The organism is Methylocystis heyeri (genome assembly GCF_004802635.2).
Classification (GTDB): Bacteria; Pseudomonadota; Alphaproteobacteria; order Rhizobiales; family Beijerinckiaceae; genus Methylocystis; species Methylocystis heyeri.
This window is the reverse complement of record NZ_CP046052.1, coordinates 531273-552193: the sequence shown is the minus strand read 5'-3', so window position 1 is coordinate 552193 and position 20921 is coordinate 531273. Positions and strand designations below refer to the sequence as shown.

The window sequence follows — 20921 nt, the reverse complement described above, 5'->3', positions numbered from 1 at the left end:
ACGGGCGGCATGACAATGGCGTCCGTGTATTATGGCGCAACGAATGATCGAATTTCTTAAAAGCCAATTTCGCTGTGGGAACCGAGGCGCACGAGTTCAAGCCTATTGTCGTCGGGCTTGCGGTAAATGAGGATGAGATCGGGGCGTAAATGGCAGTCCCGAAAATCCTTCCACTCGCCCGTCAATTCATGATCGAAATAGCTGCGCGGCAACGCCTCGTCGACCGCCAGGAGGCTCACCGCGTCCATAAGCAGCTTGTCGATTTTCTTGGCGAAACTCCAGATTGTTCCCGCCGATAGTTTGAAACGGGAGGTGTATCTAATCTCCTGCATTCAGGCTCGCGAGCAACTTGTCGGGAGTTCCGGCTTTCGCCAATGCGCCCTGCCTCGCCGCCTTCATCGCTTCGACGGTTTCGGCGTTAGGAACCAGAGGCTCGAAAGGCAAAGCCTTGTCCTTTGCAATCCGCATCATCATGAGCCGGAACGCATCGGACACGGTTAGCCCTATCGACGCCAGCACAGCAGCAGCTTCTTCTTTCACTTGCTCGTCGATCCGAGCGCGAACGGTCGTGTTGGTCATGGGGCGAACTCCTTGGGCTACACTGTGGCCCAGCATGGCCCGGATTTCATGAAAGACGAGCGAAAGAGAGGAAGGCGGGGAATATTGGAGAAGACGGTAGGCTCCGAGACCCAACTTGCGAAAGCTACCGACTGTATTTTCCCCAACGCCCCTCACTCCAAAAACTCCCGCAACCTCTTTTCCAGCGCGTCCCTGTCCTTCAATTCGCATTCCCACACGGTGAGAGAACGCCAGCCCTGCGCCGACAGCTTCTCTAAATTGGCCGCGTCGCGGGCGCGGTTGCGGGCGATTTTCGCCTTCCAGTAATCGGCGTTGGCCTTGGGCGTTCGCGCGCCGCGGGCGCAGTCATGCCCGTGCCAGAAGCAGCCATGCACGAAGATCGCGCGCTTTCGGCCGATATAGGCGATGTCGGGTTTGCCGGGCAGATCCTTGCGCTGAAGCCGGTAAAAGGGCGCAAAGCGCCGCAGCAGCGCCCGCACGGCGAGTTCCGGCGAAGTATCCTGCGATTTCACCGCCCGCATGATGGCGGAGCGTTTTTCGGGGTCCTCGGCGGTCACGCCGCGACGCGCAGCCGAATACCGCGCAGCAACGGCTCCAGCACATGTTCGGCCAGATGCCGCACCGCCGGGACGACCACGCCGTCGCCGGTCAAATGATAGGCCTCGTTATATCTTTGCGGCAGGATATATTCGTCGGGCAGGCCCATCAGCCTTGCGGTCTCGCGAGCCGACATCAGCCGCGAGCGGACCCGGCCCTTCTCGACAATGAGCACGAATTGCCGGCTGGAGCCGCCCGAGGGCGTGCGCAGGCAGCCGGCGAGGCCGTCGAAGCGCGCCTCCGCGCGCTGGGTTTTTTCGTCGCCCGAGCCGCGGGTGCGGCGATAGAGGGTGCCGACCATGCGCCGCCCGGCTGTCTTCGCCACGGCGATCCTGGCGAGATTGACCTCGCTCATCATGGCGATCAGCGCCTGCGTCTCCTCCGGCGAATGCCAGCGGACATCGCGCGGTTCGTCCTCGATGATGTCGGCGAGCCCCCTATTGCGCAGCGGCGGCGGCGGCAGGCGCCACCATAGCCAGTTCGATTTCAGCTCTTGCGGAAGCCGCTCTTGAGCCGCAATGAGCCCGGGCGTCGAAAAAGGCGCGCAAGGCCCCTGCCCCAACAGCTGCGGCGAGAGCGCGATATCCTTTCGCGCCGCGATGATGAACAATCGCGGACGCGATTGCGGCAGGAACAGCGCCGCGTCGATCACCACCGCGCCGAAGCGATAGTCTTCCTGCGCCAGCGCCTGGCAGATTTTGGTGAAATCCTCGCCGCCATGCGAGGTCAGCGCGCCGCAGACATTTTCCAAAGCAAGCAGCGGCGGCTGACGGTCTTCCGCGCGAAGCTTTCTGACCAGATCGAAGAAGGGCCAGAAGGTTCCGCTGCGCGCGCCGGCGAGCCCCGCTCCCGCGCCCGCGAGCGACAAATCCTGACAGGGAAAGGAAGCCCAGACCAGATCGGCATGGCCCGGCAATTGCTGAGGCTGGACTGTGCGGACGTCGCCGATATGCAGCGCGTCGGCGCCCCAATTGGCGCGATAGGTCTCGCCCTTCTTGTGGTCGAAATCATTGGCGAAGAGACAATGCCAGGAAGAACCCAGCCCCGCCCGCGCCATCCCGCCCCCGGCGAAAAATTCGTAGAACGTCGGCCTGTTCATTTCCGCGACTCAGCTTCCTTTGTAAAAAGTAACCGATCGCGCGCAAAGATCGAAGCCGCTCGGCGCCCTCAGGATGAGACGGTCGGCGTCCGCATTCAGAGGAGCCCGCCGAGCGGGCGTCTCGAAGGGTGAGGCGTCGGCGCGCATGGCGCCGTCCCAGCATAACGCCATATAATAACCGACGCTTTTGCAGGAGAGATCAATGCGCGATGCGGATGTCGCAGTTCTCGGAGCCGGAATGGTCGGCGTATCGGCGGCTCTCCATCTGCAGGCGCGGGGACGCGACGTCGTTCTCGTCGACCGCCACGGAGCCGCGGGGCTGGAGACCAGCTTCGGCAACGCCGGGCTGATCGAGCGCGCTTCGATTTTCCCTTATCTCTTCCCGCAGGACCCGGGAAAGCTGATCCTCTACGCCTTCAACCTGCTGCCCGAGGCGCATTACCATATTTCCGCCCTGCCCTCGGTGGCTCCCTGGCTGTGGCGCTACTACCGCGAAAGCGCGCCGGGCCGCGCCGCCAGGAACAGCGCCGCGATAAGGCCGCTGATCGAGCGGAGCCTCATCGAGCATGAAGCTCTGATCGACGCCGCCGGCGCCAGGGACATGCTGCGCAAGACCGGCTGGATCAAACTCTATCGCAGCCGGCAGACCTTGGATGCGGGAGCGGCGGAGGCGGAGAAACTGCGCGCCTATGGGCTGAAGATCGACACTCTGGACGCAGCGGAGCTTGCGCGGCGAGAACCAGATCTCACCGGCGGCGTCGGCGGCGTCCATTACCTCGATCCGGCCTCGGTCGACGATCCCAGCCGCGTGGCGCAGGTCTATGCGGATCTGTTCGTTTCGCGCGGCGGGCGTTTCCTCACCGGCGACGCGCATGGACTGCAGGAATCGACCGACGGACGCTGGAGCGTCGCCACCCATGAAGGCCCGCTTTTGGCGCGCGACCTCGTCGTCGCCATGGGGCCATGGTCCGACCTTGTCTATCGCGCCTTCGGCTATGATTTTCCGATGGCCGTGAAGCGCGGCTATCACATGCATTACGCCCCGCTGCATGACGCGAAGCTCGGCCGTCCGGTGCTCGACGCCGACAATGGCTATGTGCTGGCGCCGATGACGCGGGGAATAAGGCTGACCAGCGGGGCGGAATTCGCGCTGCGCGACGCGCCGGCGACCCCGGTGCAGATCGACCGGGCCGAACCCATCGCGCGCAAGCTGTTCCCGCTCGGCGAGCGGCTGGACGCAAAGCCCTGGAAGGGATGCCGCCCCTGCCTTCCCGATATGCTGCCGATCGTCGGCAAGGCCCCGCGCCATCAGGGCCTCTGGTTCGATTTCGGCCATGAACACCACGGCTTCACGCTCGGCCCCGTATGCGGGCGCCTGCTGGCCGAGATGATGACGGGCGAAACGCCTTTCACCGATCCGAAGCCTTATGGCGCGGAACGGTTCATGAAGTGAAAGAGAAGCAACGACCATCACCGCGAGCGAAGTGAAGCAATCCAGCAGAAGTCTTCACGGCATTGGCGTGGCTCTGGATTGCTTTGCTTCGCTCGCAATGACGAGCTATAATACATATTTCTACAACTATACTAACAGCGAACCAACCCGACTACATCTTCCCGCCGGCTTTCCGGCATTCGGACCTGAACTTATGGCGCGCCCTGCCATGGAGTCCTTTGGCGTCCGCCTGCGCCGAACAGTCCTTTGAAATCGCTTTCTTATCCATCGGCGCGGCGGATTGTTCGGCGCCGCCGGGCGAAGCCGGCGCTGCGGTCTGCGCCATGGCGCCATTCAGGCCGAGAAGCCCGGTCACAATGAGAGCGGTAAAAGCTGTCTTGAAGCGCATGTTTTTATCCCTGGCTGAGGAAGGCCGAAAAGTCCGCCTCAATAACTAGGGCCTCGCGCCTGAACGGCGAATGAAGCGCCGACGCTCGGCTATCGGCCCAGGGCGGCGTCGGAAATCTCTTTCGCAGCCGAGCGGCTGAATGCGCCCCATTAATACACTATTTTGATATTATTACTAGATGTCTCTTTTATAACACACCGGCGCCTCTGTAAAAATAAACTCATTTAATTCAATAAGTTAGATTAGTATCACAGCCTAGAATCTGCAATTCTCGCGGACATCTCCCGCTTTGACTCTACCAATTTAGTAGGATTATGCTTCTTGCAGTCTCTTTTTGAATTGAGGAAATGGATGATAAGGCGACGTTCCCTGAAAAATTTGAAGCTCTCCACCGCCTCCTTCGCCGCCGTTATCTACGGACTGGCGCTCGGGTCGTCCGACCCGTCGGCCCACGCCCAATCGCAAGAGCGCCCAGCGCATGAGGGGCATGTGGGGGTGCCTGGAGGTGGCGGCGACGAGACTGAAACGGCGACTGTCGCCGACATCCAAGTCGGCCTCGGAGGGCACGGTCATCATGGAGATGGCCCAGGAGAGAAGCTGAAGCAGGAGGTGCTCACCAAGACGCCGCAGTCGGGCAATGTGATCACCAGCACCACCATAAAAGACCAGCAGATCGACAATCTGACCGACGTCTCTCATTATGTCGCAGGCTATCGGCCGAATATCGGACAGCCGCGCGCCTCCCGCATGACTATCCGCGGCGTCGGAATCGCGGGATCGGGGGGTACTGGGTACCAATCGGATACGGGTTATGTGGTCGACGACGTCTACTGGGCCTTCCCGGGCTTTCAGTGGGGAGATCTCGTCGACGTCAGCTCCGTTGAGCTCCTGTACGGCCCGACGGGCACGGCGGGAAACAAGAACACCAACGTCGGCTCGCTCATCTTCCATACGCAACTGCCGTCGTTTGAAGACAAGACGACCGTCAGCGTCAACTATGGAACCTACAACCGCACGAGGGACACCCTCAATTCGACAGGAACACTGATCCCCGACACGCTCGCCTATCGCTTCGCGGGATATATCAACCATGGCGACGGCTATTACCGCGACGGCTACAGCGGCTCAACGTATCAAGAAATCAACCGCGCCGGGTTGCATGCGCAGCTTCTCGGCGTGGGCGACGACTGGAGCGACCGCCTCAGCTTCACCTATAATGGCTCGAACGAGCACAACTCTTATCTCACCGGCACGGTTGGCGACACCAGCCTCGTTTACGCCAATCTGACGCTTCCAAAGAGCAGTTTCTTCCAGAACATGTGGGCCAAGCTTCATTGGCCGGTGCTTACCATCGACCCCAACACGCCCTATATCGCGCGCCAGGGTCGCGACCCTGCGCATTCGCTCATGCTCACCAACACCTATAGCAAGCAGGTCGGCGACAACACTTTCAAGTCGATATCCGCCGTTGGTTATGACGCCTTCCGCCAATTTGGCTACTCCGACAACCAGCTGCTCGAGCTCGGTTTCGGTTCGGCCGGCATGGACACCTATGCGCTGCAGACGTCGCAGGAGTTCAGGCTTTCCTCGCCGAAGGATCAGCCGATCGAATGGACGACCGGCCTCTTCACCTATTACGAGGCGGCTCAGGATCGCATGCATCACTGGGAATTTGGCTACAACTCGGCGGCCTGGCTCGGATATCCGGGGGCGCTTCCCGGCCTCAGGCCGTGGTGGCTCACGAAGGCAGGCGATTTCCAGGCCGCGGCCTATGGGCAGGCCACGTGGCATGCCACCGAGCAGGCCGCCATCACCTTCGGCCTGCGCGACAGCTACGAGGATCGCTACAAAGCGACCAAATTCCAGACGCCCTGGTACTATGGCCTGCCGATCACGCCCGCGCAGCAGGCCTTTGCGATGGCCGCGGCCGGCGGGTATTTCCCGTCCGACTCCGGGGGCTTCACGCATTTCCACAACGGCGTCACCGGCATTCTAAATCCGCAATATCAGCTGAACGAGAATGTCCTGCTCTATGCGCTCGTCGGCCGCGGCGACAAGGCGGGGGCCGTCAACTCCACAGGCACCGACGTCGCATCCTATGACAAAGCAGCCAAGACCTTTACCCTGGCGACTTTCTCTCCGCCCTTCACCAAGGGCGAGATTTCCTGGGACTATGAACTCGGCGCCAAGACCAACTGGTTCGACGGCAAGCTGATTTCCAACATCAACCTCTATTGGAACGATCTCTTTAATTTTCAGGCCACCCAGACCAGGACGATAGCCACCTCGCCTGTGCTCGTCACTCAGTCCTATCTCGGCAATGTGCCTCATATGCGGCTGCGCGGCATCGAATTCGTGCAGCAATGGTCTCCGATCGAAGAGCTTACCTTCAATCTGAACGGCGCTTACACCGAGGCGCGATATGTCAGCTATCCGGACTCGCCATCCCCGACGGACTGGACCTTCAGCGGGGCCCCGGCGACACTCTCGCTTTCAAACACGCGGGTCACTGGCCTGCCCTGGTGGCAGATCAATGGCGGCTACGCCTACCATGTGCCGGTCGGGCGCGCGCTCGCAGGCCTCGGCGGCTGGCTGGGCGAGCAGAATTACACGCTCTTTCACTACACCAATGCGAGCTGGTACAATAAGCAGCAATACACCAACCCCTGGTCGCTTATTCAATATTGGCAGCCGGCCTATGTCATGTTCGACGCGGGCTTTGGGCTTCATACCGACGATCGACGCGTCCAGGTGACGCTCTGGGGCAAGAATCTCTTCGACAACAGAGCCTGGACCTCCTGGTCCCCCGGCGCCAGCGGGGCGCCGACCACCGTAGGCGTCTCGACGTCGGGGCCGCGCCTCCTGGGCGTCACTTCGTCCGTCACTTTCTAATGCCTGAAGTGGCGCACGCCGGTCACGACCATGGCGAGGCCGGCTTCGTCTGCGGCGGCGATCACATCCTTGTCGTTGACCGATCCGCCCGGCTGAATGACCGCGGTCGCCCCCGCTTCCGCCGCGGCGAGCAGGCCGTCGGGAAACGGGAAAAAGGCGTCCGAGGCCACCACCGAGCCTATGGCGAGGCTCTCGGCGAGCCCCGCGGCCTTGGCGGCCTCGCCCGCCTTATGTGCGGCGATGCGGGAGGAATCCACGCGCGACATTTGTCCTGCGCCGATGCCGACGGTGGCGCCGTCCCTGGCGTAGACGATGGCGTTGGACTTGACGTGCTTGGCCACCCGGAAGGCGAATTTGAGATCGGCCAGTTCGCGTTCGGTCGGCGCGCGTTTGGTCACGACGCCCAACGCCATGTCGTCCACCACCGCATTGTCGCGGCTCTGCGCCAGAAAACCGCCGGCCACCGAGCGGAAGGTCAAGCCGGGAGCGCGCGGATCGGGGGCCCCGCCGGTCAGCAGGAGCCGCAGGTTCTTCCTGGCGGCGACGAGCGCGATGGCTTCCTCGTCGGCGTCGGGCGCGATGATGACTTCGGTGAAGACTTCCACGATCTTGCGCGCCGCCGCCGCATCGAGCCGCCGGTTGAGGGCCACAATGCCGCCGAAGGCCGAAACCGGATCGCAGCGAAGGGCTTTGACATAGGCTTCCTCGAGCGTCGCTCCTTCGGCGACGCCGCAAGGATTGGCGTGCTTGATGATGGCCACGGCCGCCGTGCGCGCAGGGTCGAACTCGGCGACGCATTCGAAGGCGGCGTCGGTGTCGTTCATATTATTGTACGAGAGCTGCTTGCCCTGCAGCTGGCGGGCGGTGGCGACGCCGGGACGCTTGTCTCCGGTGATGTAGAACCCCGCCGCCTGATGGGGGTTCTCGCCATAGCGCATCGGCAGGGCCAGCTTTCCGCCGATCGCCCGCCACGCCGGGGCTTCTTCCCGAAGTTCGCCGGCCAGCCAGTTGGAAATGGCGGCGTCATAGGCCGCCGTGCGGGCAAAGGCCTTTTGCGCCAGTCTCTTGCGGGTCGCGAGCGTGGTCGCGCCCTTGTTGGCGGCAAGTTCCGCGGCGACGGCGGCGTAATCTTCCGGGTCGACCACCACGGCGACGTCGTTGTGGTTCTTCGAGGCGGCCCGGATCATGGCCGGGCCGCCTATGTCTATGTTCTCGACGCATTCCTCGAAGGGAGCGCCCTTGGCCAGCGTCGCCTCGAACGGATAGAGATTGACCACCAGCAGGTCGATGGGGCGGATGTCATGCGCCAGCATCGCGGCTTCATGCTCGGGGTTTTCCCGGATCGCGAGCAGGCCGCCATGGACCTTGGGATGCAGCGTTTTCAGCCTGCCGTCCATCATTTCCGGAAAATGCGTCAGGTCGGCGATGTCTTTCACCGCAAGCCCCGCATCCGCCAGCGCCTTGCGCGTGCCGCCGGTCGAAACCAGCTCGACCCCTTGCGCGTCCAGCGCGCGGGCGAACTCGACAAGACCGGTCTTGTCCGAAACGGAGAGCAAAGCGCGGGCGACGGGACGCAGATCGACAGGCATTTGATTTCCTGGGTTGTGCTACGGCGCGTTCGGTTCAAACGCAGTCGAACGCGCTCCAAATCTCATTGACGGAGCATGTTCCCAAAAACCGCTTCGCACTTTTTGGGAACACGCTCTCGTGGCGGCTTGCGGCGGGGAATCTCGGCGATGCGAGCCCCTGGCGCGGCGGCCACCGCCCTACCATGAATTTCAGGGAGCCGAAACCTGAGCCCCTTCCTCGCCTCTCTCAAATTGCTCGATCCGCCTGAACGTCCAGCGTAGCCGCATTTTCTGCGACGCCGGGCCCGAAATGACGATCTGAGCGGTTTTTCTCGGCCCTTCATGCGCGGCGAAGAACAGGCTCTCCTCGATCTGCGGCGAGAAATGGGAGGCCTCGAACAACAGGAGCGCGCCGCTGGGCAGGGTGAGCACGATTTTCCTTTCTTCCGCCTTCTCCGCCCGGACGGCCGGATGCAGATGGAACCGGAGCGCAAATTCGCGCGGCGAGAAAGGAGCTGGCGAGGGCGTCCCGATAAGACGCTCCTCGCCGATGAAACGCCGGCCGTCGTCGGTGAGGGCCAGAGTGCGCTGGTGAATCATGCCGAACTGGCGGGCGTAGCCTTCATGCGCGAGTTCGAGGACTTCGCCCGAACTCGAGCGCCGCCGTTCGGCCCGCACCTCGCCGGGTCCGGCGACGATCAAGCCCGCCGATTTCCGGTCGGACAAAGGCGCAATTTGGCAATTGCAGCGTTCATCGAGGACAAGGGTCGAGTGGGCGGCGCTGAGGCGCGCGGATTCGCGCGCGAATTCATGCTGGACGCCGGGGCTTCCGCAATTGACCACGACGCGCTCCGCGCCGAGCGAGAATTCAAAAGCCAGGGCTCCGGCATGGGCCGCGCGCGAAAATTCTTTGGGCGGCGATCCTCCGGCGTCGACGATCACCAGCGAGTCCCGCGCGGATAAACGGCGATAGCCCGATTCCAGGGCGTCCAGCGGCGTGGGATCTGGCGCCTCATGCATGAAGATGGCGGCGAGCTTGCCCGGCGCCGTGGCGTCCATTCCGTTGAACAGCGCCAGCGAACCGTCGCCGTGCTGAAGCAGGCGCAGAATCGGAATCATGCGATCTATGGCGCCGAGCAGGGCTTTCGGCGGATTGAGACCCCGCGCGGCGTAGAGCTGGCGAAGCGGCAGAAGATCGAGCAGAAGCTCCAGGAGTATCCTGGGGTTTCGGCTGATATGGCCGCCGTCGGCGAGGATCTGGCGCTCCAGTTCCTGCATCAGAAGCCTTGTTATCCGCGACTGCAGCTGCGCGTCAGCGTCGGCGCAAATGGCGAATTCCAGCAGGGCCAGAGCGCATAAAAAGCGGTCGTGGGCGCGCGCGCGGCCTTGAAGAAGCGCCTGGGACAAAGACTTCGCGGCTTGGGTCAGCGCCGCCATGAAGCTGTCGTAGAATTCCGGCTCCGCGCCATCGAGCAGCAGCGGCGAATGAGCCAGAAACGAGAGCGTTCGCCGCGCGGCCACGGCGGGCTCGGACGCCGGATCGCGTTGGGAAATCGGCCCGAGTTCGATGAATTCCGCAACCAGGGCGCGCGCGTTTTCGCGCGCAAGACGCATGTCCGAAACATGCAGATGCCGCAGCCATGTGAAGCCGGTCAGCGAGCGCCGCCAGGCCGCGCTCGGGGGATCGAGGAGGAAAGGCGAACGGCCGCGCGCATTGACGACCTTGCCGTCGAAGGAAAAATACCCGTTGTAGATTTCCTCGGCCACGGTCGCGTCCGCGGTGCGGATGTCGTCCGGCGCAATACGCAGCCGCGTCGGCTGCTTGATTCGCAATCCCTGCGCCGCCTGATAGGGAGCGGCCGCGCGCGCGGCGACGGCTTCGGCGGCCAGGGCCGCCGTCCGCAGCAGCATCCGCAACTGCTCTTGCATTCAGCCTCCATGAAGTGCGCGGCCGCCGAAGCCGCCGTGAGCAAGTATGAAAGTCTATGTCGCACAATTTAGAACGATTCTCACATCGTCATGGGACTATTGGGTATTTTCTTGACCAACCAGACCGGGCTTTGCCAGCCGGCGCGAAAATGGCAAGGTCTGACCCGAATCGAGAGGCGAAAGAAATGCCATTTTACAAAATCGACGGAATCCCGCCCCGTCTGCCTTCGCCCGGGCGCTTTTGGGTGGCCCCCGGCGCCGTGCTGATCGGCCGGGTGGCGCTGGAGGAAGATGCGAACGTCTGGTTCAACTGCGTGCTTCGCGGCGACAACGAATGGATCGCCGTCGGCGCGCGGACCAATATACAGGAAAGCTGCATCCTTCACACGGACATGGGCTTTCCGCTCGATATCGGAGCCGATTGCACCATAGGCCATGGCGTCATTCTGCACGGCTGCACGATCGGCGACAACTGCCTCATCGGCATGGGCGCAACCATCCTCAACGGCGCCAGGATCGGCCGCAACTGCATCGTCGGAGCCAATGCGCTGGTCACGGAAAACAAGGAGTTCCCCGACAATTCGCTGATCGTCGGAACGCCGGCCAAGGCGATCCGGGAACTCGGCGCGGACGTCGCCGCGCGAAATCTCGAATCGGCTGCGCATTATGTCGAAAACGCCCGGCGTTACGCTAAGGGGCTGGAGCTCATCGAGCCTTGAGCTCCGTCCGGCTTTAAAAAACAGCTTCGGCGTCGCCAGAGCGCTTCCCGCTCCGGCGACGCCGCCGCGCAATTTCCGACAGGTTATTTCGACACGTAGAGCGGTTCGCTCGTGGGCGCGCCGATCGACACCCATACGTTCTGGTTGGTCTCGGACTGGCGCTTGACGAAGCGATAGGGCGCTTTGGTCCAGGGCTTCACCTCGTTGCTCAGATTATCGAGCACGAATTCGCCGCGGTTGGTCTTGATGGTCAGGATCGCATGGCCGTCGCCGTTGGATTCCTTGACCACCGTCATCAGAAGCGCCTGGCGCGGAAAACCTTCCTCGATCAGCATGCGGCGTTTCAACAGCGCGAAATCCTCGCAATCGCCTTTGCCGTCGGTGGGATAATCCCACTGATCCACGACGCCCCAGTGATCCTGGTCGGAAACGGCGACGATGTTCTTGTTCACCCAGGCGTTGATCCGCTGGATCTTGCGCATCGCCGCGGGGGTCAGCTCGATCGGCTGAACGGCGCGGTCGTCGTCTTCGCATTCGCCGCGATAGCGCGCGCAGAACTCCACCCATCCATAAGGAACGCTGGTGTCCGCTCCCACAGACACGAAGGTCGCGACATCCGATCCGGCGATGCCGGGGGCCTCGATGGCGAAAAATACCGCGGCTGCGAGCGCGATGGCCAAAGCCGCCTTGGTGATGATGCCGAACATTCCCGTCTCCATTCGATGAGACGAGAGTAGGTTCCCTGATTTGCTATCGCCGAAAGTAATTTGGCGGCATTTTACGCAAATCCGTTCAGAATTTAGCCCAAAGGATGGTAAGTATAATTTTTGGTAGCCGGACTCGGTAAAATTCTACGTATCTGTGTACATAACATATTTTCAGTGTGTTGTGTCTGTTTTCGCCGCCGCTGCCGCAGGGCGACGGCGGCGGCGAAAAGCTTGCCGTCGTCAAAGGTTAAAAATGAGGGCCGCAAGTCGTTAACGCGGGCGCCGAACCGGGGCTCCACGCGTCGCCGTCTCCGCACGAAACGCGAGCGCGCCGCCACGTCAAGTTCGCGTAATTTTCACGCAACCGAAAAACTCGCGCCGTGGAATCATGCTATTCTGCCTGCGCATTCTCGATGGGCGTGGAATTCTCGATGGGCTTGGAAATGAATCACGAAAGCAAAAGCGAGAACCTTTCTTGCGCCATCCGCGGCGGCAAATCCTTATCCGTCCTCGCCGCCGCCCTGCTCGCAACCCTCGTCGCGAGCGGAACTGCAGTCGCCGAGCAAAGCCCGAGCCGGCCGGGCGGGCCGGCGGCGCCCGCTTCGGAAAGCGAGACGCAGACCCACCCCGCGGAGCCCGCATCCCTCAGGACGAAGGAATCCTTGCCGCGCATTTCAAAATTCGAGGCCCGGCAATTTCGTCACGCCTGCCAGGAAAGAGCCAATGAACGCGGCCTCAAAGGAGGGGATCGCGAGTCCTTCCTGACCCGCTGCTTCTTCGGCCGCCGAGCGCAAAAGGGCGTTCGCCGGGAATGCAAGAAGCAGGGCGCCGCCAAGGGATTGGACAAGACGGCCCTGCGCGACTTCGTTCGCGAATGCGTCAGGGAGCAGCGCAACCGCTGAGCCCGCCTCGGCAATTCGTCCATTCATACCCCGTTTGGGAGATGGCGAGGCCGCGGCGACATGCGATGGGCTCATTGCCGGAAATTCGCGCCGGCAGGCGGGGTTCTGAACAACTCCGCCAAAAGGGGCGGAGAGCAATTGTTGCAACAGCCTCCAAAGCCGGCGACATATTTCCTGGCGCCGGGCGAGGAGCCTGCCCGTCCTTTTTCTTTAAGGTCGGCCCGCGCAAGCGAGCCGACCTTTTCCATTTGTCCCCGTTCGTCGGGCCTCAATAGACCGGCGAGGCAAACGCGTTAAAACGAAAACCTGGAGTCTTTTCATGTGTCCAGAAAAGACTCTAGCGAAGCACCAGTTTCGTCAACAAGGCCGACAACTCGCTTTGGCGCGATACGCCCGCCTTCGCAAAAACGCGCTTCAAGACGACGCGCGCCGTTTCCTCGGCGATGCCGAGCTGTTCCGCCGCCGCCCGCGGGGTAAGCCCGAAGCCCACCAGCGCCGCCACGCGCGCTTCGCCGAGCGTCAGCCCCAAAATATCACGCACCACGGCAGGATCGGCCGGGGAATCCGCTTGCGGATCGATGACGAGAACAATTGCGCGGGCGTGGGTCAGGAATTGCGCCGCGGCAGGATCGAGACCGTGCGCCGTGACAGGCAAGACATAAAGGGCAAGCGGTCGGTCATGCTCTTCCCGATGGATCAGGACCGGCTTGGGAGCGCCGTCCACTTGTTCGGGCGTCGCGTGGATCACGCGGTCTATCTCGCATTTGAGAGCCGTCGTTTCATGCTTTGCAGCGGCGCAGAGGCGCCCATTCGCGATGTCGAGGCCCTTGCCGACGACACGCTCGGCGGCTGGATTGGCGAAAACCACGCGTTTCAGCGAATCGAGCGCGAATACGCCGATGCCGAGGCGCGCCAGGGCTTCCCCCATGCCGACTTTGGACAATTCGGCGTCGAACAGCCGCACGCTGAGGCGAAGCGATTGTTCGGCATGGCGGGCAAGACGCGCGAGGATCTCCAGTTCTTCGTCGGAAAAGGAAGCCTTGGCTTTGGCGCGTTGCACGCTGATCCAGACGACGACGGCGGGATCGGGAGAAACCGGAGCCGAAGCGAGCCAGCCTAAACCGTTGGGGATCAAAAACTGTGTGTAGAAAGGGTGCGCTTCGACCTCTTGCGCGGTGACGAGATGGCGGTCGGTCACCGCGTCAAATTGGGCGGCGATGCTGCGATCGTGCACCCGCTGCGCGCGAATGTCGGCATCCTGCCATTTGTTCCACTCTTCCGCACAGAAAAGAAGCGACGGCGAAACGATGATCCCCAGACTGCCGTCGTCGCGCCGCCATATCAGATTGGCTCCGACATCGCCGAAGACGTCGGCGACCGCCTCGAGGGCTCGCGCCCAATTGGAAGGCTGTGCGGCTGCGCCGTAAATCGCTTCAACCGCCGCGACGAACAGATCGTTCGCTTTTCCAAAACCGGCCGCCATCCGCCATCACCCCCACACCTCTGCGCCCTCCTCCCGACCAAGGTCGCATTCCGCGAAAGCAAGACATGCTTCCATGGGCGCTCCACCAGCTCTGAAGTCTTTCCGGGTCCGGTTGAAACAGAAAGACTTGAACTTTCCTCGGCTGACCGCGTTTTCGTCACAAGTGGGCGTCCACTTCGCTCAAAAAAACTATAGCAGACCCCAGTCTTTTTGCAGAACGCCATGCACGGGACTGGCGTTTCTTGTTTGCTCCCGCTCTGGAGGCTTTGCCGGCTTAATTGGCGAATCCTCATGCGTGCCCCCATTTGGGAGATGCGTCTTTTTACGAGTGGCGCAATTGCTGAGGCTTTTAGGGCGCCGACTCGCGAGAGGAGGCGCAGACAATGGAAACTTCAAAATGTTGACGCTTCTGGAAGCACTTGCCCGACTAACGGATGATAAATCCGCTTTAGGATGGCGCCTACGCGAGGTCACTGCCACGATCAAGGTCGACATGGCCTTATTGTGCGTGAAATGGGACTTTCCCGACGAGTATTATTTTTACCTTGCAAATTCGGCGGAAGCCGACACCGATCATATTTACAGACCCAAAGGCGTATCGGATCGGGATTGGTTCGGACCTCCGCCCGATAAGGTTATGGTCGCGCCGCCTACGGAAGCCGATATATTTTGTACCGGGCTTCTTCTCGGCTTGAGCGCCGCGCCAAAAGGTAAACAATGCGAGGGAGTAGTAATTTTTTCTCGTCGCGAAGCGAACAAAACTGACGAGGCGAGGTGTTTCTCGACGACCCTAAACAGGGATTAGCCGCGCAAACACGCCAATGCCAGAAGATCAAGAGCTTTTCGTGGACAGAAGGCTCGGGGTACGCGAATAACTTTGCGACAACCAAAGCAAGCGCATCCCGAGCCCGGCGGTCATGGCCGATTTCGAAAACCTCGTCGACCGAATCTACGAAGCCGCGGCCGACGCCGACCTCTGGCCGCAGGTGATGCACGATCTCGGCGGAGCGGTTGACGGGGCCGGCGGGATCATCCTCACGCGTCGCAGCGACGCTTGGCTAGGTTGGCGCTATTCCGCCGCTCTGGCGCCCGGAGCAGAGGAGTTTATGCGAGACGGCGCCACGCGCACCCAAGCGACCGCGCGCATGCTGGCGCTGAATCGTGCGGGTTTCGCCGATGCGCAGGAGGTGTTCACCGAAGAAGAATATCTCGCCGATCCGCTCATAGCGGAATGGGGCGCCTTGGCAGGCCTTCACCATGCAGCGGCGACCGCTATCCCTGTGCCCAGCGGCGATTTTGTCGTGGTGCAGGTCAACCGCCGCATCGGCCAGCAATGCTTTTCCCGCGGCGACCTCGCCCGCCTCGACGCTTTTCGGCCCCATCTCGCCCGCGCCGGCCTGCTCGCGGCGCGCTGGCGGCTGCAGAAGCTGCGCGCCGCCGCTGAAGCGCTCGCCATGATCGGCCTGCCCGCCGCCGTTCTCGACGCCACAGGCAAAGTGCTCGCGGCCAATGCACTCATCGAGGGGTTGCGCTCGCATCTGATGTGGCTCCCCAAAGACCGCATCGCCCTCGTCGATCCCGCCGCCAACGAGCTGTTGCGGCGCGCCATCGCCGAAGTCGACGATCCGACCGCAAGCTCCGTGCGATCCTTTCCCGTAAAAGGCGCGGCAGGCGATCCGGTCGTCGTTCACCTCATCCCGGCGACGGGGACTGCGCGCGATTTGTTCGAAGGCGGGTTCAGCGTGTTGGCGGTGACGCCGCTCGCGGCGCCGTCCGCTCCCGACGCCGCCCTGATTCAAGGCCTGTTCGACCTGACCGCCGCTGAAGCGCGGGTCGCGGGCGGCGTGGCCGAGGGCCTGACGCTGGACGAGATCGCCGCGCGGCATGGCGTGACCGTCGGAACCATTCGCAGCCAGATCAAATCCGTCTTCGCCAAGACCGGGGCGGCGCGTCAATCGCAACTCGCCGCCCTGCTCGCAGCGCAGACGAAGATTCCTCTTAAATAGGTCGAGAGCGCTTCCTGTCGCCGCCTCGCAGCAGAACCGGCAACCTGCCTATTTCACCTGAACGACAGCCCCCTGCGTTGCGCTTCCGCCACTGATCGTGGTCGCGTAAAGCACGCCATTGACGAATAGAGGAGCGCCGTTCGAATTTGCGCCTTTGAAGAGGTTCAAAGAGCCCACCCAGGTTTCGCACCATCTCGGCGCAACGGCCGGGCAAGCGCCCCCGGGAGGCGTCAACTGAACGACAGCCCCTTCGCCGGAAGCCCCCCCAGCCTGAGTCGTGAGCCACAGCGTTCCCTTTGGACCGAAAGCGACGCCGGCTTCTGGGTTCCTCGCCTGGCCCTGGGCGCCGTTGAAACTGTACAGAACATCCAGGCTCCAGGGCGTCGTCGCTCCAGAATTGTTCAACCTGAACACCGTGCCATAGGCCGTATCGCCAGAACCGACCGCGGTTGTCCCGTAGAGGTTTCCGCTTGAATCAAGGATCATTCCCCCGGGGGAATCGTAGCCTTCGCTCTGGTCGAAGTTGAGCATGTGAAGGACTGAAAATATCCACGAGGAACTGGAGGGCGCGAGCTGGAAAATGCCCCAACCAGCGACCCCGTAAAGATTGCCTGTCTTATTGTCGTAAGCGAGGTCGCCCCTCGGACTAACCAGATAACCGCCCTGGGGCTGCAGCGCGCCGAAATCCACCAGCGTCACAGGAGGGGTCCCCGCAGGGGCGGCCGGATCGAGTTCAAAAACAACACCCCATTTGTTGGGCGTCGCTCCTCCGCTGGTGGTCGTCCCATAAAGCTTTCCACCAGCGCTGAGGACGACCCCGCCGTAAGGCGTTCCACCATCTGCGCCGTTTGTGAAACTCCAAAGCACCCTCATGCACATGGCATTGGGAGAAACCGGAACGCAGGCTGGCCCCCGGGTCGTCGAGCCCGGCGGAACCAGCATGAAGACCGTACCGTAACCCGTTTCGCTCATAGAGGTCGTGCCGTAGATGTTTCCGGCGTTGTCCAGAGTGACGCCAGCCATGGACATGTAGCCCGGCATGCCCTCGCTTCCGAAGCGATAAAGCACCGTCGCGGTCCAGCCGCTCCCTCTGGCCGGCGTGAGCTTAAAGACGGAGCCGCCCGTCGTTCCATAGAGGTTTCCGCTGGCGTCGGAGACCAGCCCGCCATGGGAACCTGAGCCGTAAGTGAAGGAATAGGCCGTCGTCAGCTTGGGCGCCGTGGGACTGGGCGGAGAGATGGCGAAAGTCGATCTGGGGGCCGGCTCCGCCAATGCGAAAGCCGGCAGGACCGCAAATATCGCCGCGGCAAAAGGTGCCCAATTCATCGAAATCCCCTTCGCAGGGCGCAACGCGCCCCGCTCGCCCATAAAACTCCGCCAAAGATACGAAAGCGGCGGCTCGCCGGCATCTCCCAGCTGGGATATGCCGAGGCGCAGCCACTGGAGCCCGGAGACTTTATGGGTGGCGATCAATCAACCCGCCGGGGCGCAGCCGGCCCCGCGGCCTCGCTCGATAGAGCGAGGCGCCGCATCACCAGAATTTGCGGATCTCGAACGAACGGCTGAACGAGAGGCCCGCGGTGAACTGGTCGCGGGAGCCGATCATGCTCGGAATGGGGCTCGACCCCACGCTGCCGGCGAGATGCTGCAGGCCGGTGTAGAGGGTCGCGTTGAAATTGGGGGTAATGTCGTAGCGCAGAGTCGCGACGCCGCCGGCGGAAGTGAATCCCCCGGTCGCCTGATAGGGCGTCAGATGGCCGTTCAGCAGCGCCTCGCCCGGGCTCACCGAAAAATAGGAATTGGCGTAGGCGTTGTTGCCGAAGCTGAGCCGCGGTCCGAGCGAGAAGGTGACGGCGTTTTCCCGGCTGAAAACATCGGCGCCGAGCACGGCCACGAAGCCTTCATGGCCGTCGATGCCCTGCCTCAGTTCCGCGCGGGTGCGAAAATGGTCCAGAAAGTCATATTCGGCGAACCCGCCTACTTCATGCGTCAGGCCGACCTGATGCAGCCCGAACAGTCCGTCGCGATTGCCCCGGCGGAACACGAAGTTGGCCACCGGCCCCATGCGAAAGCCGTCGACGTCGACCACAGCGAAGCCAAAACCGTCGTCCGGCGTGGAAAAATGCTCGGGCTCGTTGAGTTTGCGAATATTGACGGTCGGGAACGGATAGGGGCGGAAATGGGCCGAGCCGGGATAGCTCGGCGCCACGGCGCCGATAACGCCGACCGTCACGATCCAGCCGTCGTCGTCGCTTTTCGGAGCCGATTCGGCCGGCTTCGGGGTGGGGGCCGCGTCAGCCGCCTGCGCCGCGCCATTGATAAACATGGCGGTCGCGCCCAGCAGAAAGAACAAAATCCTCGCCTTCATTCGCGGAACTTAACCCTCCTGCAACGAATGACCAGAAGCCGAATCTAGCAGAGGAGGCCGCGCTTGACCATCCATTGGGGGTTGCGCGTCGGAAGTACCTGCATACAGTCAACAGAAGTATAAATGGAGCCTCGAGTGATTAAGGAACGACTCACCGCATTCAGCGACGGCGTGCTGGCCATTATCATAACGATCATGGTCCTCGAGCTGAAAGCGCCGCATTCCTCCGACTGGAAGGCGCTGCTTCCATTGGCCCCGACATTCACGGCCTACGCCCTGAGCTTCGCCTATGTGGCGATCTACTGGAACAATCACCACCATTTGCTGCAAGGGACGCGATATGTGAACGGCGCAATTCTCTGGGCCAACACCCATTTGCTGTTCTGGCTCTCGCTGATCCCTTTTTCCACCGCCTGGCTCAGCGAAACGCGATTTGCGGAAGCCCCGGCCGCTCTTTACGGCGTCACCCTGCTGCTGCCGGCCATCGCCTATTTCATTCTCTCTCGTCTGCTCATCAAAACCGGCGCGCTCGAGACAAGAATAGCGAAGGCTATCGGCTCCGATCGCAAGGGAAAGGTCTCGCTCGCGCTTTATGTCTGCGGAATAGCGCTTTCCTTCGCCACGCCCTACGCCGCGATGGCCCTTTACGCCCTGGTCGCTCTGATCTGGCTGGCGCCTGACAAAAGGATTGAAAGAGAAATCGAGGCTGCGAGCGAACGGGCGGAAAATCAGCGGTAGAGCCACGCGTTGCGCATCAGCATACCCTGCCCTCCCAATATTTTCATGGCCGCGTCGCGGGCCTGGGCGAGCGGGAAACCGGCGTGGAAATAATCGCCCTGCCGGCGCGACGCGCGCTGGACCTTGGTCGCCCGTGCGATCCGCTCGCGCTCATAGGCTTCGACGGCGAGGTCCGAAGCCGCATTCTCGGCGAAAGCCTTCCCCAGAGATTGAGCGTCCTCGATCGCCTGCGCTGCGCCCTGCGCCAGAAAAGGCAGCATGGGATGCGCAGCGTCCCCCAGAAGCGTGACCGCGCCGCGGCTCCAGCCATTGAGAGCGGGACGCAGGTACAAAGGCCAGCGGCGCCATGACGCGCCGGCTTCGATCAGATCCCTCAATGCGCCGGCGCAGCCGGCCAATCCGGATCGCCGCAGCAGCGCGGCGCCGTCGAGGGACTGCGGCTGGTCGGGAGCCTCATGGCGCCCGCCGTCCTCGACGATCACGACGGCGCTGATGATGGAGGCGTCGCGCAACGGATAATGAACCACATGCGCGCCTTTGCCGAGCCACAGCTGGGTCTCCCGCGCGCGAAACGCCGCGGGCGCAAGCTCCGCCGGGAGAATCGCGCGCCAGGCGGTGTGGCCCGAATAGGCGGGCTCGTCCTTTTGGTCGCGCCGGAGGAAGGAACGCACCGACGATCTTGCGCCATCGGCCCCGACCAGAGCCGAAGCCTCCATGTCCTGTGCGCCTTTGGCCTTATGCACGCGCAAATAAACGGCGCCGCCGTCTTCCTCGAAATCGCCCACCCGGGCGCCGACTCCTATGGCGATCGAGCCGTCGCGCCGCGCCGCCTCCAGCAGAAGCTGCTGCAGATCGGCCCGGTGAAACAGGCGGAACGGCGCTCCCCAGCGGTCTTTTGCTTCGGCGAGGGGCAGACGGGCGACAACCTCGCCGTCGCGAGCCCGGCGAATATTGATCGCGTCAGGCCGCAACGCCGCCGCTTCCAGCGCGTCGGTCAGCCCGAGCCCCTGAAGGATGCGCCCAGCGTTGGGGGCGATCTGAAGCCCGGCCCCGACCTCCTCGATCACAGGAGCGCGCTCCAGGATCGTAACTTTGCGGCCGGCGCGGGCCAGGCTCAGGGCGGCGGTCAGACCGCCGATGCCCGCGCCCGCCACGACGATGGGCGGTTTGCCGCAATCGGGCCCGGTCACGCTGCGGTCGCCGGCTCCGCAGCCGCATAAACGCACTCGGCCGGGTCTGCGCCGCCATGGAGGGAGGCGTCATAGACGTAATGGGTCGAGCAATAGGGGCAGACGGCCTCGTTCGAAGCGCCCATGTCGATATAGACATGGGGATGGTCGAAGGGCGGCAGCGCCCCCACGCACATGAATTCCTTGGCGCCGACGCGGATTTGGGAGACGCCGGGCTGGTTATGATAGTGGGGCGTGGAGTGATCGGACATGGGCAGAGGCGATCCGTGTCTATGGCCCTGGGGCCGAAAACCTTATCAAAGT

General features: G+C 62.5%; 20 protein-coding genes. 7 read left to right on the top strand and 13 right to left on the bottom strand.

Going from position 1 to position 20921, the window contains the following annotated elements:
- Positions 1 to 56: 56 nt before the first annotated feature.
- The 4 genes from H2LOC_RS02380 to H2LOC_RS02365 form a co-directional block, all read right to left on the bottom strand.
- The gene (locus H2LOC_RS02380; protein ID WP_136494921.1) at positions 57 to 332 is read right to left on the bottom strand and encodes a type II toxin-antitoxin system YafQ family toxin; all 276 of its coding nucleotides are present in this window, start codon (positions 330 to 332) and stop codon (positions 57 to 59) included.
- Entirely contained in the window at positions 319 to 579 is a 261-nt protein-coding gene (locus H2LOC_RS02375; RefSeq protein WP_136494920.1) for a type II toxin-antitoxin system RelB/DinJ family antitoxin, read from the bottom strand. The genes H2LOC_RS02380 and H2LOC_RS02375 overlap by 14 nt, the downstream gene beginning before the upstream one ends.
- Before the next feature lie 152 nt (positions 580 to 731).
- Positions 732 to 1136 (bottom strand): very short patch repair endonuclease, encoded by a 405-nt coding sequence (locus H2LOC_RS02370; protein WP_154331549.1) that lies wholly within the window; start codon positions 1134 to 1136, stop codon positions 732 to 734.
- Positions 1133 to 2275, bottom strand: a complete 1143-nt coding sequence (locus tag H2LOC_RS02365) for a DNA cytosine methyltransferase (RefSeq protein WP_136494919.1) — start codon at positions 2273 to 2275, stop codon at positions 1133 to 1135. Before H2LOC_RS02365 ends, H2LOC_RS02370 begins: the two co-directional genes overlap by 4 nt.
- Before the next feature lie 202 nt (positions 2276 to 2477).
- Between H2LOC_RS02365 and H2LOC_RS02360 the strand changes: the two genes are divergently transcribed.
- The gene (locus H2LOC_RS02360; RefSeq protein WP_154331548.1) at positions 2478 to 3728 is read left to right on the top strand and encodes an NAD(P)/FAD-dependent oxidoreductase; all 1251 of its coding nucleotides are present in this window, start codon (positions 2478 to 2480) and stop codon (positions 3726 to 3728) included.
- Positions 3729 to 3879: 151 nt separating this feature from the next.
- Here H2LOC_RS02360 and H2LOC_RS02355 read toward each other — a convergent pair whose 3' ends face one another.
- Positions 3880 to 4116, bottom strand: a complete 237-nt coding sequence (locus H2LOC_RS02355) for a PsiF family protein (RefSeq protein ID WP_136494918.1) — start codon at positions 4114 to 4116, stop codon at positions 3880 to 3882.
- A gap of 351 nt (positions 4117 to 4467) precedes the next feature.
- Here H2LOC_RS02355 and H2LOC_RS02350 point away from each other — a divergent pair, with 351 nt between their 5' ends.
- Positions 4468 to 7008 carry a TonB-dependent receptor gene (locus tag H2LOC_RS02350; protein WP_136494917.1) on the top strand — a complete coding sequence of 847 codons (2541 nt, stop codon included), beginning with the start codon at positions 4468 to 4470 and terminating at the stop codon, positions 7006 to 7008.
- Here H2LOC_RS02350 and purH read toward each other — a convergent pair.
- Together purH and H2LOC_RS02340 are read right to left on the bottom strand one after the other, a co-directional pair.
- The gene (purH, locus tag H2LOC_RS02345; RefSeq protein ID WP_136494916.1) at positions 7005 to 8597 is read right to left on the bottom strand and encodes a bifunctional phosphoribosylaminoimidazolecarboxamide formyltransferase/IMP cyclohydrolase; all 1593 of its coding nucleotides are present in this window, start codon (positions 8595 to 8597) and stop codon (positions 7005 to 7007) included. The genes H2LOC_RS02350 and purH overlap by 4 nt on opposite strands.
- Positions 8598 to 8786: 189 nt before the next feature.
- Positions 8787 to 10505 carry a heparinase II/III family protein gene (locus H2LOC_RS02340; RefSeq protein ID WP_154331547.1) on the bottom strand — a complete coding sequence of 573 codons (1719 nt, stop codon included), beginning with the start codon at positions 10503 to 10505 and terminating at the stop codon, positions 8787 to 8789.
- A gap of 185 nt (positions 10506 to 10690) precedes the next feature.
- On the opposite strand from H2LOC_RS02340, the gene H2LOC_RS02335 reads away from it, so the two are divergent.
- Entirely contained in the window at positions 10691 to 11224 is a 534-nt protein-coding gene (locus H2LOC_RS02335; protein ID WP_154331546.1) for a gamma carbonic anhydrase family protein, read from the top strand.
- 83 nt (positions 11225 to 11307) lie between these two features.
- On the opposite strand, the gene H2LOC_RS02330 is transcribed toward H2LOC_RS02335, so the two are convergent.
- A complete protein-coding gene (locus H2LOC_RS02330; protein WP_136494915.1) occupies positions 11308 to 11931 on the bottom strand; it encodes a transglutaminase-like cysteine peptidase in 624 nt (207 codons plus the stop codon).
- A 431-nt stretch (positions 11932 to 12362) separates the two neighbouring features.
- Between H2LOC_RS02330 and H2LOC_RS02325 the strand changes: the two genes are divergently transcribed.
- On the top strand, positions 12363 to 12833 hold the full coding sequence (locus H2LOC_RS02325; RefSeq protein ID WP_136494914.1) for a hypothetical protein: 471 nt from the start codon (positions 12363 to 12365) through the stop codon (positions 12831 to 12833).
- Positions 12834 to 13170: 337 nt separating this feature from the next.
- On the opposite strand, the gene H2LOC_RS02320 is transcribed toward H2LOC_RS02325, so the two are convergent.
- Positions 13171 to 14316 (bottom strand): helix-turn-helix transcriptional regulator, encoded by a 1146-nt coding sequence (locus tag H2LOC_RS02320; protein WP_136494913.1) that lies wholly within the window; start codon positions 14314 to 14316, stop codon positions 13171 to 13173.
- A gap of 397 nt (positions 14317 to 14713) precedes the next feature.
- Here H2LOC_RS02320 and H2LOC_RS02315 point away from each other — a divergent pair, with 397 nt between their 5' ends.
- Both H2LOC_RS02315 and H2LOC_RS02310 read left to right on the top strand, forming a co-directional pair.
- Positions 14714 to 15121 (top strand): hypothetical protein, encoded by a 408-nt coding sequence (locus tag H2LOC_RS02315; protein WP_136494912.1) that lies wholly within the window; start codon positions 14714 to 14716, stop codon positions 15119 to 15121.
- A 112-nt stretch (positions 15122 to 15233) separates the two neighbouring features.
- Positions 15234 to 16322 (top strand): helix-turn-helix transcriptional regulator, encoded by a 1089-nt coding sequence (locus H2LOC_RS02310; protein WP_136494911.1) that lies wholly within the window; start codon positions 15234 to 15236, stop codon positions 16320 to 16322.
- A gap of 48 nt (positions 16323 to 16370) precedes the next feature.
- Here H2LOC_RS02310 and H2LOC_RS02305 read toward each other — a convergent pair whose 3' ends face one another.
- Entirely contained in the window at positions 16371 to 17648 is a 1278-nt protein-coding gene (locus tag H2LOC_RS02305) for a choice-of-anchor tandem repeat GloVer-containing protein (protein WP_136494910.1), read from the bottom strand.
- A 205-nt stretch (positions 17649 to 17853) separates the two neighbouring features.
- Positions 17854 to 18675 (bottom strand): MipA/OmpV family protein, encoded by an 822-nt coding sequence (locus H2LOC_RS02300; protein WP_246206950.1) that lies wholly within the window; start codon positions 18673 to 18675, stop codon positions 17854 to 17856.
- A 150-nt stretch (positions 18676 to 18825) separates the two neighbouring features.
- Between H2LOC_RS02300 and H2LOC_RS02295 the strand changes: the two genes are divergently transcribed.
- Positions 18826 to 19428, top strand: coding sequence for a TMEM175 family protein (locus tag H2LOC_RS02295; protein WP_154331545.1), 603 nt, complete (start codon positions 18826 to 18828; stop codon positions 19426 to 19428).
- Here the strand turns inward: H2LOC_RS02295 and H2LOC_RS02290 are convergent.
- Both H2LOC_RS02290 and H2LOC_RS02285 read right to left on the bottom strand, forming a co-directional pair.
- Positions 19419 to 20618: an FAD-dependent monooxygenase gene (locus H2LOC_RS02290; RefSeq protein WP_136494909.1), complete on the bottom strand. Its 1200-nt coding sequence runs from the start codon at positions 20616 to 20618 to the stop codon at positions 19419 to 19421. The genes H2LOC_RS02295 and H2LOC_RS02290 overlap by 10 nt on opposite strands.
- A complete protein-coding gene (locus H2LOC_RS02285; RefSeq protein WP_136494908.1) occupies positions 20615 to 20869 on the bottom strand; it encodes a zinc-finger domain-containing protein in 255 nt (84 codons plus the stop codon). Before H2LOC_RS02285 ends, H2LOC_RS02290 begins: the two co-directional genes overlap by 4 nt.
- Positions 20870 to 20921: the final 52 nt, after the last annotated feature.

Bases quoted from the DNA above. Each gene is read 5' to 3' on its own strand.
- H2LOC_RS02380 (WP_136494921.1), bottom strand. From the start codon at position 332: ATGCAGGAGATTAGATACACCTCCCGTTTCAAACTATCGGCGGGAACA.
- H2LOC_RS02375 (WP_136494920.1), bottom strand. From the start codon at position 579: ATGACCAACACGACCGTTCGCGCTCGGATCGACGAGCAAGTGAAAGAA.
- H2LOC_RS02365 (WP_136494919.1), bottom strand. From the start codon at position 2,275: ATGAACAGGCCGACGTTCTACGAATTTTTCGCCGGGGGCGGGATGGCG.
- H2LOC_RS02360 (WP_154331548.1), top strand. From the start codon at position 2,478: ATGCGCGATGCGGATGTCGCAGTTCTCGGAGCCGGAATGGTCGGCGTA.
- H2LOC_RS02355 (WP_136494918.1), bottom strand. From the start codon at position 4,116: ATGCGCTTCAAGACAGCTTTTACCGCTCTCATTGTGACCGGGCTTCTC.
- H2LOC_RS02350 (WP_136494917.1), top strand. From the start codon at position 4,468: ATGATAAGGCGACGTTCCCTGAAAAATTTGAAGCTCTCCACCGCCTCC.
- purH (WP_136494916.1), bottom strand. From the start codon at position 8,597: ATGCCTGTCGATCTGCGTCCCGTCGCCCGCGCTTTGCTCTCCGTTTCG.
- H2LOC_RS02340 (WP_154331547.1), bottom strand. From the start codon at position 10,505: ATGCAAGAGCAGTTGCGGATGCTGCTGCGGACGGCGGCCCTGGCCGCC.
- H2LOC_RS02335 (WP_154331546.1), top strand. From the start codon at position 10,691: ATGCCATTTTACAAAATCGACGGAATCCCGCCCCGTCTGCCTTCGCCC.
- H2LOC_RS02330 (WP_136494915.1), bottom strand. From the start codon at position 11,931: ATGTTCGGCATCATCACCAAGGCGGCTTTGGCCATCGCGCTCGCAGCC.
- H2LOC_RS02325 (WP_136494914.1), top strand. From the start codon at position 12,363: ATGGGCTTGGAAATGAATCACGAAAGCAAAAGCGAGAACCTTTCTTGC.
- H2LOC_RS02320 (WP_136494913.1), bottom strand. From the start codon at position 14,316: ATGGCGGCCGGTTTTGGAAAAGCGAACGATCTGTTCGTCGCGGCGGTT.
- H2LOC_RS02315 (WP_136494912.1), top strand. From the start codon at position 14,714: ATGTTGACGCTTCTGGAAGCACTTGCCCGACTAACGGATGATAAATCC.
- H2LOC_RS02310 (WP_136494911.1), top strand. From the start codon at position 15,234: ATGGCCGATTTCGAAAACCTCGTCGACCGAATCTACGAAGCCGCGGCC.
- H2LOC_RS02305 (WP_136494910.1), bottom strand. From the start codon at position 17,648: ATGAATTGGGCACCTTTTGCCGCGGCGATATTTGCGGTCCTGCCGGCT.
- H2LOC_RS02285 (WP_136494908.1), bottom strand. From the start codon at position 20,869: ATGTCCGATCACTCCACGCCCCACTATCATAACCAGCCCGGCGTCTCC.